This window comes from Mycobacterium sp. 852002-51057_SCH5723018 (assembly GCF_001667035.1).
GTDB lineage: Bacteria > Actinomycetota > Actinomycetes > Mycobacteriales > Mycobacteriaceae > Mycobacterium.
The window spans coordinates 1-14136 of record NZ_LZIR01000113.1; the positions used below are offsets into that span (position 1 = coordinate 1).

Here is a 14136-nt window from a genome sequence, read left to right on the forward strand (position 1 = left end):
GCTATGGCCCCCCGCCGGGCTATGGCCCCCCACCGGGCTATGGGCTCCCACCCGGCTCGTTCTATGGCCCCCCGCCGTATGGTTCGTCCCCGGTCGTGCCGGGGGCGGCCAAGCCCGGGATCATCCCGCTGCGTCCCCTGACCCTGAGCGACATCTTCAACGGGGCCGTCGGCTACATCCGCGCCAATCCCAAGGCGACGCTGGGGCTGACCGCGATGGTGGTCGTGGTCATGCAGATCATCTCGCTGCTCGCGACGGTCGGCCCGCTGGCCGCCGTCGGCGGGATCTCGACCGAACGGTCCAGCGAGCTGAGCTTGGGGGCGGTCGGCGCGTGGATGGCGTCGATGGCGGCCGGCATGCTGGTCACCTGGCTCGGCGGCATGCTGCTGTCCGGCATGCTCACCGTCATCGTCGGGCGCGCGGTGTTCGGCTCGCCGATCACCATCGGCGAAACCTGGGCCAAAATCCGTGGGCGGCTGCTGCCCTTGCTCGGACTGGCGCTGCTGGAAGCCATCGTGGTCGCGGCGCTCTTCGGGCTGGTGGCGGTCGTCATCGCGCTGTTCGCGGCCATCGGCAATGGCGCGGTGGCGATCCTGTTGGGCTTCCCGCTGATGCTCGCCGTCATCGCGCTGCTGGTCTACCTGTACACCGTGGTGTTGTTCGCGCCCGTGCTGATCGTGCTGGAGAGGCTGCCGGTCATGGACGCGATCACGCGGTCGTTCGCGCTGGTCCGCACCAGCTTCTGGCGGGTGCTCGGTATCCGGGCGCTGACGTTCATCGTAGTGGGGGTCATCGCCAACGCCGTCGCGCTACCGTTCAGCATCGTCGGCCAGATCATGGCGGCCGGGAGCCCGTCCACCGCAGGCCTGCTGCTGGGCACCGCGCTGGCGTCCGTCGGGTCGGCTATCGGCCAGATCATCACCGCGCCGTTCAACGCCGGGGTCATCGTCCTGCTCTACACCGACCGCCGGATGCGCGCCGAGGCGTTCGACCTGGTGCTGCAGAGCGGCGCCGCCGGTGGCCCCTATGCCGTCGCGTCCACCGACAACCTCTGGCTGACCCGGCCCTGGTGACGCCGGAGCGAGGACGTAGCTGACAGTGCCTTCCATCGACATCGACCGCGATGCCGCGCAGCAGGCCGCACAAACCGAGCTGGGCAAGCCGATCTATTCCAAGGGTTCTGCGGCGCGGCAATTCGCCGAGTGGCTCAACGAACTGTTGTACCGGCTGCTGGAAAAGACCGCCTCGATACCGGGCGGCTGGCTGACGGTCACCGTGCTGGTGATCCTGCTGGCGATCGCGGTGGCGGTCGCGGTCCGCGTCGTGCGGCGCACCATGCGCACCAGCCGCGGTGGCGACTACCTGTTGTTCGAAGCCGCCCAGCTCACCGCCGCCCAGCACCGTGCTACCGCGGAAAGCTATGCGTCGCAAGGAGACTGGGCGGCCGCGATCAGGCACCGGTTGCGGGCCGTCGCCCGCCAGCTGGAGGAGACCGGCGTGCTGGAACCGGCCCCCGGCCGCACCGCCAACGAGCTGGCCCGCGACGCCGGCGCGGCGCTACCCCATCTCGGAGACGAATTGTCCCAGGCGGCAACGGCATTCAACGACGTCACCTACGGCGAGCGGCCCGGAACCCAGACCGCCTATCAGATGATCGTTGACCTGGACGACCACCTGCGGTCGCGATCACCGGCCGCCGCGGCGGGGCCGGGGCAGCCCGCCGCGATCGAGTCCTGGGCGCAGGTCCGGTGACGGCGACGTTCGGGACGCGCCCGGCGGCGCAGCGCCGACGGTCATGGCGCTGGGTGGTCCTCACGCTGGTGTTGCTCGCGGTAATCGCAGGCATCAGCGCCTACCTGACCACGCCGCGGCCCGGCGCCCGGATGGACCCGGAATCGACGGGACCCGACGGTGCTCACGCGCTGGTGACGCTGCTGGGCGACTTCGGCGTCCAGGTGGTGGTTGCTAACCGCATCGCCGACGTCGAACGGGCGGCGCGCCCGGGCACGTTGATCCTGGTGGCACAGACCCAGTACCTGACCGACGACGCGCTGCTGGACCGCCTGGCCAAGGCCCCCGGCGACCTGCTGTTGGTCGAACCGACGGCGCGAACCCGCGAGGCACTGATGCCCGGGGTACGCACATCGCCGGCCGCCACCGCATTCGACAGCGACCCGAATTGCGCTCTGCGTGAGGCCAATCGAGCCGGGCCGGTTCGCTTCGGCCCGAGCCACGCCTACCGCGCCAAGGATGGCCGGACGCTGACCAGCTGCTACGACGGGGTGCTGATCCGGTTCCGGGACGGCGGGCGGAGCGTCACCGCTGTCGGCAGCACCGACTTCATGACCAATGACGGTCTGTTGCAGGCGGGCAACGCCGCGTTGGCGATGAACCTCGCGGGCGATCGGCCCCGGCTGATCTGGTACGCGCCCCACCGCGTCGAGGGCGAAACGTCAACTCCGGCATCGATTTCCGACTTGATCCCGGAGAACGCGACGTGGATCGTCTGGCAGCTGTGCCTGGTCGTGCTGCTGGTCGCCCTGTGGAAGGGCCGCCGGCCCGGCCCCCTGGTGGCCGAGCAGTTGCCCGTCGTGGTGCGCGCATCGGAGACCGTCGAGGGCCGCGGCCGGCTCTACCGGTCCCGACGGGCCCGCGATCGCGCCGCCGCCGCACTGCGCACCGCGACCGTGCAGCGGCTGCTGCCCCGCCTCGGCCTCGGGCCGGGCGCGCCGCCGCCCGCAGTGATCACCACCGTGGCCCAGCGCAGCGGGGCCGACCCCGGCTTCGTCTCACACCACCTGTTCGGGCCGCCCCCGGCCACCGACAACGACCTATTACAACTCGCCCGTGCGCTCGACGAAATCGAAAGGCAGGTCACCAACACGTGACACAGTCCCCTACCGCCCAGACTCCTACCGCTGAAGCGGCGCGAGACGCGCTGCTGGCGTTGCGCGCCGAGCTCGCCAAGGCCGTCGTCGGACAGGAGGGCGTCGTCAGCGGCCTGGTGATCGCGCTGCTGTGCCGCGGCCACGTGCTGCTGGAAGGCGTTCCGGGAGTGGCGAAGACGCTGCTGGTCCGGTCGCTGTCGGCCGCGCTGCAGCTCGAGTTCAAGCGGGTGCAGTTCACCCCCGACCTGATGCCCGGCGACGTCACGGGTTCGCTGGTGTACGACACGCGCACCGCCGCGTTCGAGTTCCGGCGCGGCCCGGTGTTCACCAACCTGCTGCTGGCCGACGAGATCAACCGCACCCCACCCAAGACCCAGGCCGCGCTGCTCGAGGCGATGGAGGAGCGCCAGGTCAGCGTCGAAGGCGAGGCGAAGCCGCTGCCCGACCCGTTCATCGTGGCCGCGACCCAAAACCCGATCGAATACGAGGGCACCTACCAGTTGCCCGAAGCCCAGCTGGACCGCTTTCTGCTCAAGCTGAATGTGACGTTGCCGTCGCGGGACTCCGAGATCGCCATCCTGGGCCGGCACGCGCACGGCTTCGATCCGCGCGACCTGTCCGCGATCAACCCCGTGGCCGGGGCCGCCGAACTCGCCGCCGGCCGGCGAGCGGTGCAACAGGTGCTGGTCGCCGACGAGGTGCTGGGCTACATCGTCGACATCGCCGGCGCCACCCGCTCCTCCCCCGCCCTGCAGCTGGGTGTGTCGCCGCGCGGGGCGACGGCGCTGCTGGGCACCGCCCGCTCCTGGGCCTGGCTGTCCGGCCGCAACTACGTCACGCCCGACGACGTCAAGGCGATGGCGCGTCCGACGCTGCGGCACCGGGTGATGCTGCGCCCCGAGGCCGAGCTCGAAGGGGCCACGCCCGACGGTGTGCTCGACGGAATCCTGGCCTCGGTACCGGTGCCCCGGTAAATGATCCTGACCGGACGCACCGGGCTGGTGGCGCTGATCTGCGTGCTGCCCCTCGCGGCATCGCCGTGGCCCGCAAGGACTTTCGTGGCTCTGCTGGTGGCGCTGGTGGCGGCGGTGGTGGTTGACGCCGCGCTGGCGGCCAACACTCGCGGATTGCGCTACACCCGGTCACCGGACACCTCGGCCCGGCTGGCCCAGCAGGTGAAGGTGGGCCTGCTGATCCACAACGACGGCCGCCGCCGGTTCCGCGGCCACATCCGCGACGCCTGGCCGCCCAGCGCCCGCGCCGAGCCGCGCATTCACACCGTCAACGTCGCCGCCGGCCAACAACACCACCTCCAGGTGCAGCTGCGGCCGGTGCGCCGCGGGGACCAGCGCGCGGCGGTGGTCACGGCCCGATCGATCGGGCCGCTGGGGCTGGCCGGGCGGCAGGGTTCACAGGTGGTGCCCGGTCAGGTCCGGGTGCTGCCGCCGTTCCTGTCGCGCAAGCACCTGCCGTCGCGGCTGGCCAAGCTGCGCGAGATAGACGGGCTGCTGCCGACGCTGATCCGCGGGCAGGGCACCGAATTCGATTCCCTGCGTGAGTATGTCGTCGGCGACGACGTTCGCTCGATCGACTGGCGTGCGACCGCGCGTCGCGCCGACGTCGTCGTGCGCACCTGGCGGCCCGAACGCGACCGGCGCGTGGTGATCGTCCTCGACACCGGGCGCACGGCGGCGGGTCGCGTCGGCGTCGATCCGACTTCCGTTCGAGCAGAAGCCGACCCCGCGGGGTGGCCCCGGCTGGACTGGTCGATGGACGCCGCGCTGCTGCTCGCGGCGCTCGCGTCGCGGGCCGGCGACCATGTCGACTTCCTGGCCCACGACCGAGTGAGCCGGGCCGGCGTGTTCGGGGCGTCGCGCACCGAACTGCTCGCCCAGCTCGTCGAGGCGATGGCGCCGCTGGAACCGGCGTTGGTCGAACCAGACTGGCGCGCAATGGTTGCCGCGGTTTTGCGGCGGACGCGGCGACGGTCGCTGGTCGTGCTGCTGACCGACCTCAACGCCACCGCGCTCGACGAGGGGCTGCTGCCCGTCCTGCCGCAGCTGTCGGCCAAGCACCATATGCTGATCGCCGCGGTCGCCGACCCGCGCGTAGACGAGATGGCGGCCGGCCGTTCGGACGCGGCTGCGGTGTACGACGCGGCGGCCGCCGAACGTTCCCGCAACGACCGCCGTGCGATCGCCACGCGGCTGCGCCGCGGCGGGGTCGAGGTCGTCGAGGCCCCACCCACGGAACTGGCGCCCGCGCTTGCCGACCGCTACCTGGCGATGAAAGCGACCGGACGGCTTTAGTTTTCGGCCTGCCCGCTCACCCGGTCGGGACCACGTCGGGCGCGTCCTCGATGTCGCCGGTCTCGCCGGCCTTCACCGCGCGACGGCCGAAGTACACGATGTAGGACAGGAACGCGGCCTCGGCGATGATGCCGATGCCGACCCGAACGAACGTCGGCAATGGCGACGGCGTCACCAACGCCTCGATGAGCCCGGACACCAGCAAGACACCCACCAGGCCCACTGCGACCGCGACCACGCCGCGGCCTTGCTCGGCGAGCACCTGCCCGCGCGGGCGGTCGCCGGGCGATATCACCGACCACCCCAGCCGCATCCCCGTTGCGCCGGCGAGGAATACCGCCGTCAGCTCCAGCAGTCCGTGCGGGGCCAGCAGGCCCAGCAGGATGCCGCCCTTGCCGGCCTGGAACATCAGCCCGGCGATCAATCCCAGGTTGGCGGCGTTGTTGAACAGGATGATTGGGATCGGCAGCCCGAGCACCACCGACATCGCGATGCACTGCGCGGAAACCCAGGAGTTGTTCACCCACACCTGCAAGGCGAACGCCGCGGCGGGGTGCTCGCTGTAATACGAGGCGACGTCGTGGTTGACCAATTCGTCGATGTCACTTGGCGTTCCGATGGCGGACTGCACCTCCGGGTTGGCGGCCACCCATAGCGCGATCACCACGACGACGGCGAAAAACGCCACCGCCGTGCCCAACCACCACCGCCAGGTGCGGTAGGCGACCACCGGGAACGACACCGTCCAGAACCGGGCGAACGTGCTGCTCAGCGGCGCGTGGGCACTCGTCACCACCGAGCGGGCGCGCGCGACCAGGCTGGAGAGCCGCCCGGTGAGCAAAGAATCCGAGGAGGCCGACCGCAGCATCGACAGGTGAGTCGACACCCGCTGGTAGAGCTCGACCAGTTCGTCGACTTCGTCGCCGGTCAGTGATCGGCGCCGCTTGACCAACTGGTCAAGCCGGTCCCACGTACCGCGATGGGTCAGCACGAATGCATCGACGTCCACCTTGCGGAGCCTAATCGCACCTGTAGCGTTCGGTGTTATGTCCGAGGTGGTGACCGGGGATGCCGTGGTGCTCGACGTGCAGATCGCCCAGTTGCCGGTCCGCGCGGTCGGTGCGCTCATCGACATCGCGGTGATTTTCGTCGGCTACATCCTGGGCCTGCTGTTGTGGGCGGTCACCCTGACCCAGTTCGACTCCGCGCTGAGCGCCGCCATCCTGCTCATCTTCACCGTGCTGGTGGTCGTCGGGTATCCCCTGGCCTTCGAAACGGCCACGCGGGGGCGATCGGTGGGCAAGATCGCGATGGGCCTGCGCGTGGTGTCCGACGACGGTGGCCCGGAACGCTTCCGGCAGGCGCTGTTTCGTGCGCTGGCGTCGGTGGTCGAAATTTGGATGCTCGCCGGCAGCCCCGCCGTCATCTGCAGCATGTTGTCCCCGAAGGGAAAGCGGATCGGCGACATCTTCGCCGGCACCGTCGTGGTCAGCGAACGCGGACCCCGCCTGGGGCCACCACCGGTGATGCCACCTTCGCTGGCATGGTGGGCGTCGTCGCTGCAGCTTTCGGGACTGAATGCCGGCCAAGCCGAGGTCGCGCGCCAATTCCTTTCCCGCGCAGCGCAACTCGATCACCAGCTACGTCAACAGATGGCCTACCGGATCGCCGGAGACGTGGTATCGCACATCGCCCCGCCGCCCCCGCCCGGCGCCCCGCCGGAACTGGTGCTCGCCGCCGTGCTGGCCGAACGTCACCGCCGCGAACTGGCGCGACTGCGTCCCTCGATGGGCCCCGCGCCCTGGCCATCGCGGGGGCCGCAACAACCGGCGCCGCCAGGCTGGCAGCCCGCGCCGCCGGCGACCGCGCCCTGGCCCCCACAGCAGGCAGTCCCATGGCCCGAGCCTCAGCCGAATACGCCCGTTGCCCGGCCACAGCAGGAAGCAACCGGCGGATTCTCACCGCCGCACTGAATCGACGCGCTAGCTCGAGACCGCTGCCGCCATCAGGACCACGTCGGCGACCAACAGCGCCCAACCGCACAGCGGAACCGCGATGCCGCCGCGGCGCTTTGCCGTGAAGAACGAGATGACGAGGACGACGAAGGCCACCACGGGCGCGCCATAGAACGCGACGCCGAAATCGATTCCGCCGCGGCCCAGGTTGGCGCAGCTGCGGTCGCTGCAGCCATCGGTGCTCATCACGGCACCGAGGGCGAAGAGCATCACAATGGCGGCGGCCGGCACGGTTGCCAGCGCCAGCGCCCAGTTGACCCACGGCCGCACGTTGCGGTCGCGGCCCACATCCCCCCGCGCCGGTTCGGCCGCGCTCTGAGCTCCGCCGCCGATGGCCAGGTTGTTGTTTGCGTTCATCCCTCAGTTCCTACCCGCGCTTTGCCGGATGCAAACCACGCCGCGGCGCCAGGTTTAAAACGCGCATGACTATATTCCCGCAGGTCAAGCCAAGCCTGGTGCCGCCGCGGCGAGCTGTCGGAGAATATCTCGTTGCGTCACGATAGTTTACGATATATCGTGATACTCCGAAGCGCGCGACCGCGCGTTCTCCACAAGACGTAAGGAACCAACGTGAGCAATCCATTCACTCCCCCCGAAGGACCGTTCGCCGGCCGTCCGGGATTCGGCTTCGGCTCCGCCCCCGACCCAACGCAACGGCGCGCCCTGCACGAGGCCAGGCGCCAGGCCCGACGGGACTTCCGCGAACACATCCGCGAGCAGGCTGGCGGCGCCGGTTTCGGCCCGGGCTTCGGGCCGAACTTCGGCCCCGGTTTCGGGCCGGGCTTTGGCCCGGGATTCGGCTTTGGCCCCGGCGGCCGGCGCGGCGGATTTCGCCGTGGCGGCCCCGGCCGCGGACGCCGCGGTGACGTGCGGGCGGCCATCCTGGCGCTGTTGGCCGAGCGGCCGATGCACGGCTACGAGATGATCCAGCAGATCGCCGAACGCAGCAACGGCATCTGGCGGCCCAGCCCCGGGTCGGTGTACCCGACGCTGCAGTTGCTGGACGACGAGGGCCTGATCACCGCGAGCGAAAGCGACGGCAGCAAAAAGCTTTTCGAGCTGACCGACGAGGGCCGCGCGGCCGCCGAGAAGGTCGAGACCCTGCCGTGGGACGAGATCGCCGAGGGCGCCGACCCCGGCCAAGTCAACCTGCGCGCGGCCATGGGCCAGTTGTTCGGCGCGGTGGCGCAATCCGCGCACACCGCCACCGCCGAGCAACAGCAGCGCATCGTTGAGATCCTCAACAATGCCCGACGCGAGATCTACGGGATCCTCGGCGAGGACTGACCGAACCCTTTTCCCGCCGCGAGCGTGCGCAGAATCCCCGCCGCACCTGCGTGTCGCCGTACAAACGCGCACGCTCGCGGCGGAAGGTTAAGTCACATCAACCCAATCCAGGGTCCGCTGCACCGCCTTGCGCCAACCGTCGTACCCGGCGGCGCGCTCGTCGTCACTCCACGCCGGCGTCCAGCGCTTGTCTTCTTGCCAGTTGGCGCGCAGCTCTGACGGATCAGCCCAGAACCCGGCCGACAACCCCGCGGCGTAGGCGGCACCCAGCGCGGTGGTCTCGGCGACCACCGGCCGCACCACGTCCACGCCCAGCACGTCGGCCTGGATCTGCATGCACAGCTCGTTTTGCGTGATGCCGCCGTCGACCTTCAGCACCTCAAGGCGCACACCGGAATCCGCCTCCATCGCGTCCACCACATCGCGGCTCTGGTAGCAGATCGCCTCCAGCGTCGCGCGAGCCAGGTGGGCGTTGGTGTTGAACCGCGACAGGCCGACGATCGCGCCGCGGGCATCGGATCGCCAGTAGGGAGCGAACAACCCGGAAAACGCCGGGACGAAATACACCCCGCCGTTGTCGGCGACCTGCCGGGCCAGCGACTCGCTCTGCGCGGCGCCACTGATGATGCCCAGCTGGTCGCGCAACCACTGCACCGCCGAGCCGGTGACCGCGATCGAACCCTCAAGGGCGTAAACGGGTTTGGCGTCGCCGAACTGGTAGCACACGGTGGTCAGCAGGCCGTTGTCGGAGCGCACGATCGTCTCGCCGGTGTTGAGCAGCAGGAAATTACCCGTGCCGTAGGTGTTTTTCGCCTCGCCCTCGGCCAGGCACACCTGACCCACCATCGCCGCGTGCTGATCGCCGAGCACGCCGGTGATCGGCACCTCGCCACCGAGCGGGCCGGCCTCGGCCGTCACACCGTAGGGCTGCACCGGCGACGACGACGTGATCGCCGGCAGCATCGCACGCGGGATCGAGAAGAAGGACAGCAGCTCGTCGTCCCAGTCCAGCGTCTCCAGGTTCATCAGCATGGTCCTGCTGGCGTTGGTGACGTCGGTGACGTGCACGCCGCCCCGCGGGCCGCCGGTCAGGTTCCACAACACCCAGGTGTCGGCGGTGCCGAAAAGGGCGTCACCGCTCTCGGCGGCCTCGCGCACCCCGTCGACGTTTTCCAGGATCCATTGCAGCTTGCCGCCGGAGAAGTAGGCCGCCGGCGGCAGGCCCGCCTTGCGCCGGATCACCTCGCCGCGGCCGTCCCGGTCCAGCGCCGACGCGATCCGGTCGGTGCGGGTGTCCTGCCACACGATCGCGTTGTAGTAGGGGCGCCCGGTGCGCCAATTCCACACCAGGGTGGTCTCGCGCTGGTTGGTAATACCCACCGCCACAAGGGCTTCGGGTGCCAACTTCGCGCGGTTCAACACCGACATCAGCACCGACGACGTGCGCTCCCAGATTTCGACGGGGTCGTGCTCGACCCAGCCGGCGCGGGGCAGGATCTGTTCGTGTTCGAGTTGGTGGCGGGCGACTTCGGCGCCGTCGTGGTCGAAAATCATGCAGCGGGTGCTGGTGGTGCCCTGGTCGATGGCGGCTATGAATTCGGCGGACTCGGCCAACTGCCCTCCTCCGTGTGAACCGAGACACATCATGTCAGGTCCATCATGGTGCATCGGCCAGGGAGACGACAGCGCAGGTCAACCCGTCGCCCTTGCGCTACCGCCGGTAAACCTGTTGCATCGGCGGTGTGGGCGAAGAGGTCAAGCGCACCGCGTATGACCGCGCACATCGGTCGGAATACCGGCGCAAGGTGCGCCTGTGCCTGGACGTCTTCGAGACGATGCTTGCGCAGTCGCGCTTCGACTGTTGTGACCGGCCGCTCACCGGCATGGAGATCGAGTGCAACCTCGTCGACGCCGACTACCAGCCGGCCATGTCGAACAGGTACGTGCTGGACGCCATCGCCGATCCGGCTTACCAGACCGAATTAGGCGCCTACAACATCGAATTCAACGTGCCGCCCCGGCCACTGCCCGGACACACCGGGCTGGATCTGGAGGCCGAGGTGCGGGCCAGCCTGAACGACGCCGAAGCCAAGGCCAACTCCGGCGGGGCGCACATCGTGATGATCGGCATCCTGCCCACGCTGATGCCCGAGCACCTCGACGACGGCTGGATGAGCGAGTCGGCGCGGTACGCGGCGCTCAATGACTCGATCTTTTCCGCCCGCGGCGAGGACATCCCGATCAACATCGACGGTCCCGAGCCGCTGAGCTGGCGGGCCGCCTCGATTGCGCCCGAATCGGCTTGCACCAGCATGCAATTGCATCTGCAGCTGTCGCCCGCCGATTTCGCGGCCAACTGGAACGCGGCGCAGGTGCTCGCGGGTCCGCAGCTGTCGCTAGCCGCCAACTCGCCCTACTTCTTCGGCCACCAGCTGTGGGCCGAGACCCGCATCGAGGTGTTCGCGCAATCCACCGATACCCGCCCCGAGGAGCTCAAGACGCAGGGCGTGCGGCCGCGGGTGTGGTTTGGCGAGCGCTGGATCGACTCCGTCCTGGACCTTTTCAAGGAGAACGTCCAATACTTCCCGTCGCTCTTGCCCGAGCTCTCCGATGAAGACCCGGTCGCCGAGCTGGCCGCCGGACGCACGCCCCAGCTCGCCGAGTTGCGACTGCACAACGGCACCGTGTACCGGTGGAACCGGCCGGTGTACGACGTTGTCGACGGGCGCCCGCACCTGCGGCTGGAGAACCGGGTGCTGCCCGCCGGGCCGACCGTGATCGACATGCTGGGGAATTCGGCCTTCTACTACGGCGTGCTGCGCAGCCTGTCCGAGGACGAGGATCCGCTGTGGAACAGGATGGGTTTTCCTGTGGCAGAAGCGAATTTCCTCACGGCGGCGCGCAACGGCATCGAGGCCCGGGTGCACTGGCCCGGCGTGGGTGACGTGACGGCGCGCGAGCTGGTGCTTGACACGTTGCTGCCGCTCGCCCACGAAGGCCTGCGCCGCTGGGGCGTCGACGCCGAGGTGCGCGACCGGTTCCTAGGCGTCATCGAGGGCCGCGCCAAGACCGGCCGCAACGGGGCCAGCTGGCAGGTGTCCACCGTGCGTAGGCTGGAGGACGGCGGCATGAGCCGGCCCGCGGCACTGGCCGAGATGCTCCGGCGGTACTGCGAACACATGCACGGCAACGAGCCGGTGCACACCTGGAGTCCGTAAACGTGAAGGGGGAACCATGTCGTCCGAAATCATGGACTGGGACGGTGCCTACCGCGAGGAGGGCGATTTCGAGGGGCCGCCGCCGTGGAACATCGGCGAGCCGCAGCCGGAGTTGGCGACGCTGATCGCGGCCGGCAAGTTCCGCAGCGACGTGCTGGACGCCGGTTGCGGGTTCGCCGAACTGTCGCTGGCGCTGGCCGCGCAGGGCTACACCGTGGTCGGCATCGACCTCACCCCGACCGCCGTCGCGGCGGCCACCAAGGCGGCCGCCGAGCGCGGCCTGAGCACCGCCAGCTTCGAGCAGGCCGACATCACCTCGTTCACCGGCTATGACGGGCGCTTCAACACGGTGGTCGACAGCACGCTGTTCCACTCGCTGCCCGTCGAGGGCCGCGACGGCTACCTGCGCTCGGTGCACCGCGCGGCGGCCCCGCGCGCCAGCTATTTCGTGCTCGTCTTCGCCAAGGGCGCCTTCCCCGCCGAGATGGAACCGAAGCCCAACGAGGTCGACGAGGACGAGCTGCGCGCCGCCGTGAGCAAGTACTGGGAGATCGACGAGATCGGGCCGGCCTACATCCACGCCAACATCCCTGCGGTCTCGAACGCGCCGTTCGAGTTTCCGCCGCACGACCGCGATGAGAAGGGTCGGATGAAGTTGCCGGCCTACCTGCTGACGGCGCACAAGACCGACTGACATTCTCGAGCGTCACGCTGGCGTCACGCTCAAGCAGCCCACTTATATGAGGGCGTTCCCGATGTTCTCCAACGCCAAAACAAAGCCGTTCACATCGGCGACCAGGCCGTTGAGCGCGCCGGTCACTGGCGGGATCTCGAACTGGCCCAGCACCACGGAGCCAACGACGATGCTCGGCACCTGGATGTCGGGCAGGCTGAAGGCGCCAAGGCCGATGGGTGGGATGGTCAGGTTCGCCGTGGAGAAGCCTGGCCAACTCAGCTGCGGCAGCGTGAAGTTGCCGATTCCGATCGGCGGGATGGTCAGCGGAGCCGTGGCGAATCCCGGCCAGCTGATCTGCGGCAGCGTGAATTGGCCGAGGTTGATGGGCGGAACGGTGACGGGCGGGATATTGAAGGTGGAAAGGCCGATGGGCGGCACGGTAAATCCCCCAAGGGTGATGGGGGGGATGGTGAATGGGTTAATAAAGCCTGGGGTGTTGAAGCCGAGCGAAGCTACGATATCAAAATCCTGAAGGTTAACAGCTATGCCACCGGGGATCAAAGGGCCGCCAATCGTGACTAGCGTTTGATTGCCCCCTCCAACAAAGAGATCCGGGAATTGTATCTGGGGAAAACCAATCCGGGGAACACTTATCGAAGGCAAGTCGAAGCCCTGTACCGTCACCGCGGGCAGGTTGAACGCCGGCACCGTTATGGTGGGAGTGGATATCTGCGGCAGGTTGAATGAACCCACAGTTATGCCGGGGGGAGTCTGCCCAGCTGGGATATTGATCGACGGTAGCGTGATTTGCGGCAAGTTAAACGGACTCAGCATTACATTCGGGGGCGTCGTCCCGGCCGGAATGCTGATGGGCGGAATAGTTATTTGCGGCAGATTGAAAGCGGCAAGGTTTACCGGAGGTATGTGCACTGGCGGCAGGTTGAGCCCCGGTGTGCCGAATGTGAATAATATGCCACCCGACGCTTCGACTTCGACGTTGAGGAAGCCGCCGAGCAAGCTGAACGTTTGTGTGGCCGCGGCGGGAGCCGCTGCGGCGGCCGCCTGCCCACCGCCGGCCAGCGCCGCTACCCCGTTGCCCACAGTCTGCGCTGCGTTAGCAGCCTCGGCGCTGGCATATGCCGCCGCGCCAGCACCCAACAGGCTTTCGAACTCGGCGTGGAACGCCTGCGCTTGGGCGCTGAGAGATTGAAACTGCTGGCCGGCGCTGCCGAATAGCGAAGCGATCGCGATCGATACCTCGTCTTGAGCGGCGGCCGCTAGCCCGGTGGTGGGGCCCGCGGCCGCAACGGCCTCGGCCAGCGAGGCACGGATGCCTGCCAGGTTCTGCGCTGCAGCCTGCACGGCTTCCGGCACGGTGGTTACAAATGACATTTCCAGCTCCCTTCACGAATGCGGCAAACGGCCGAGTAATTTAGCGAGAAGTACTAACAACGGGCGCGGTGGCGGCGGCCATCACATGTGATGCCGCACCTTGCCAGGAAGCGCTCACCAGCCCTGAGGTGACCGCGTTGAATGAGGTTGCGGTCGAGGCTAATTCACCAGCTAGGCCATCCCAGGCCGCTGCAGCCTCCAATATCCGAGCCGGCCCGGCGGCCCCGAATCTTCGGAGGGAGTTCAATTGTGGGGGCAGCACAGAGCAGTTCACTTCGCATCCCTTTCACCGACTTTGCATCGGCGTGCCGCGGAGTCCCCACACCCCTAATCTCGGCGGACGCTATGGCA

At 68.6% G+C, this 14136-nt stretch carries 13 protein-coding genes and 1 pseudogene; 9 read left to right on the forward strand and 5 right to left on the reverse strand.

Going from position 1 to position 14136, the window contains the following annotated elements; translation table 11 throughout:
• The 5 genes from A5764_RS23265 to A5764_RS23285 all read left to right on the forward strand — a co-directional run.
• A partial coding sequence (locus A5764_RS23265; RefSeq protein WP_067118016.1) for a hypothetical protein occupies positions 1-1073 on the forward strand: 1073 nt, incomplete at its 5' end.
• A gap of 25 nt (positions 1074-1098) precedes the next feature.
• Positions 1099-1752: a DUF4129 domain-containing protein gene (locus A5764_RS23270; protein ID WP_067117871.1), complete on the forward strand. Its 654-nt coding sequence runs from the start codon at positions 1099-1101 to the stop codon at positions 1750-1752.
• Positions 1734-2888: a DUF4350 domain-containing protein gene (locus A5764_RS23275; RefSeq protein ID WP_067117875.1), complete on the forward strand. Its 1155-nt coding sequence runs from the start codon at positions 1734-1736 to the stop codon at positions 2886-2888. The genes A5764_RS23270 and A5764_RS23275 overlap by 19 nt, the downstream gene beginning before the upstream one ends.
• Positions 2885-3862, forward strand: a complete 978-nt coding sequence (locus tag A5764_RS23280) for a MoxR family ATPase (protein WP_067117878.1) — start codon at positions 2885-2887, stop codon at positions 3860-3862. The genes A5764_RS23275 and A5764_RS23280 overlap by 4 nt, the downstream gene beginning before the upstream one ends.
• Complete coding sequence (locus A5764_RS23285) at positions 3863-5197, forward strand: DUF58 domain-containing protein (protein ID WP_067117881.1); 1335 nt, start codon at positions 3863-3865, stop codon at positions 5195-5197.
• Positions 5198-5213: 16 nt separating this feature from the next.
• Here the strand turns inward: A5764_RS23285 and A5764_RS23290 are convergent, their stop codons facing one another.
• Positions 5214-6206 (reverse strand): stage II sporulation protein M, encoded by a 993-nt coding sequence (locus A5764_RS23290; protein ID WP_067117884.1) that lies wholly within the window; start codon positions 6204-6206, stop codon positions 5214-5216.
• A 37-nt stretch (positions 6207-6243) separates the two neighbouring features.
• On the opposite strand from A5764_RS23290, the gene A5764_RS23295 reads away from it, so the two are divergent.
• Positions 6244-7170 (forward strand): RDD family protein, encoded by a 927-nt coding sequence (locus tag A5764_RS23295; RefSeq protein ID WP_067117887.1) that lies wholly within the window; start codon positions 6244-6246, stop codon positions 7168-7170.
• 9 nt (positions 7171-7179) lie between these two features.
• Here A5764_RS23295 and A5764_RS23300 read toward each other — a convergent pair whose 3' ends face one another.
• A complete protein-coding gene (locus A5764_RS23300; protein ID WP_067117890.1) occupies positions 7180-7569 on the reverse strand; it encodes a hypothetical protein in 390 nt (129 codons plus the stop codon).
• 213 nt (positions 7570-7782) lie between these two features.
• Between A5764_RS23300 and A5764_RS23305 the strand changes: the two genes are divergently transcribed.
• Positions 7783-8499 carry a PadR family transcriptional regulator gene (locus A5764_RS23305; protein WP_067117893.1) on the forward strand — a complete coding sequence of 239 codons (717 nt, stop codon included), beginning with the start codon at positions 7783-7785 and terminating at the stop codon, positions 8497-8499.
• A gap of 87 nt (positions 8500-8586) precedes the next feature.
• Here A5764_RS23305 and glpK read toward each other — a convergent pair whose 3' ends face one another.
• A complete protein-coding gene (glpK, locus tag A5764_RS23310; protein ID WP_156664836.1) occupies positions 8587-10143 on the reverse strand; it encodes a glycerol kinase GlpK in 1557 nt (518 codons plus the stop codon).
• A gap of 98 nt (positions 10144-10241) precedes the next feature.
• Here glpK and A5764_RS23315 point away from each other — a divergent pair, with 98 nt between their 5' ends.
• Together A5764_RS23315 and A5764_RS23320 are read left to right on the forward strand one after the other, a co-directional pair.
• Positions 10242-11717, forward strand: a complete 1476-nt coding sequence (locus A5764_RS23315) for a glutamate--cysteine ligase (RefSeq protein WP_067117899.1) — start codon at positions 10242-10244, stop codon at positions 11715-11717.
• A gap of 16 nt (positions 11718-11733) precedes the next feature.
• Positions 11734-12411, forward strand: a complete 678-nt coding sequence (locus A5764_RS23320) for a class I SAM-dependent methyltransferase (RefSeq protein ID WP_067117902.1) — start codon at positions 11734-11736, stop codon at positions 12409-12411.
• Between the two features lie 42 nt (positions 12412-12453).
• Here A5764_RS23320 and A5764_RS29905 read toward each other — a convergent pair whose 3' ends face one another.
• Both A5764_RS29905 and A5764_RS27815 read right to left on the reverse strand, forming a co-directional pair.
• Positions 12454-13785, reverse strand: coding sequence for a PE family protein (locus A5764_RS29905; protein WP_067117905.1), 1332 nt, complete (start codon positions 13783-13785; stop codon positions 12454-12456).
• 61 nt (positions 13786-13846) lie between these two features.
• Positions 13847-14059 (reverse strand): annotated as a pseudogene (locus A5764_RS27815) (PPE domain-containing protein); the annotation flags it as partial.
• Positions 14060-14136: the final 77 nt, after the last annotated feature.

What these genes read in the sequence shown, in the direction of transcription:
- A5764_RS23320 (WP_067117902.1), top strand. Translation starts at nt 11,734, where the DNA reads ATGTCGTCCGAAATCATGGACTGGGACGGTGCCTACCGCGAGGAGGGC.
- A5764_RS29905 (WP_067117905.1), bottom strand. Translation starts at nt 13,785, where the DNA reads ATGTCATTTGTAACCACCGTGCCGGAAGCCGTGCAGGCTGCAGCGCAG.
- glpK (WP_156664836.1), bottom strand. Translation starts at nt 10,143, where the DNA reads ATGTGTCTCGGTTCACACGGAGGAGGGCAGTTGGCCGAGTCCGCCGAA.
- A5764_RS23285 (WP_067117881.1), top strand. Translation starts at nt 3,863, where the DNA reads ATGATCCTGACCGGACGCACCGGGCTGGTGGCGCTGATCTGCGTGCTG.
- A5764_RS23300 (WP_067117890.1), bottom strand. Translation starts at nt 7,569, where the DNA reads ATGAACGCAAACAACAACCTGGCCATCGGCGGCGGAGCTCAGAGCGCG.
- A5764_RS23295 (WP_067117887.1), top strand. Translation starts at nt 6,244, where the DNA reads ATGTCCGAGGTGGTGACCGGGGATGCCGTGGTGCTCGACGTGCAGATC.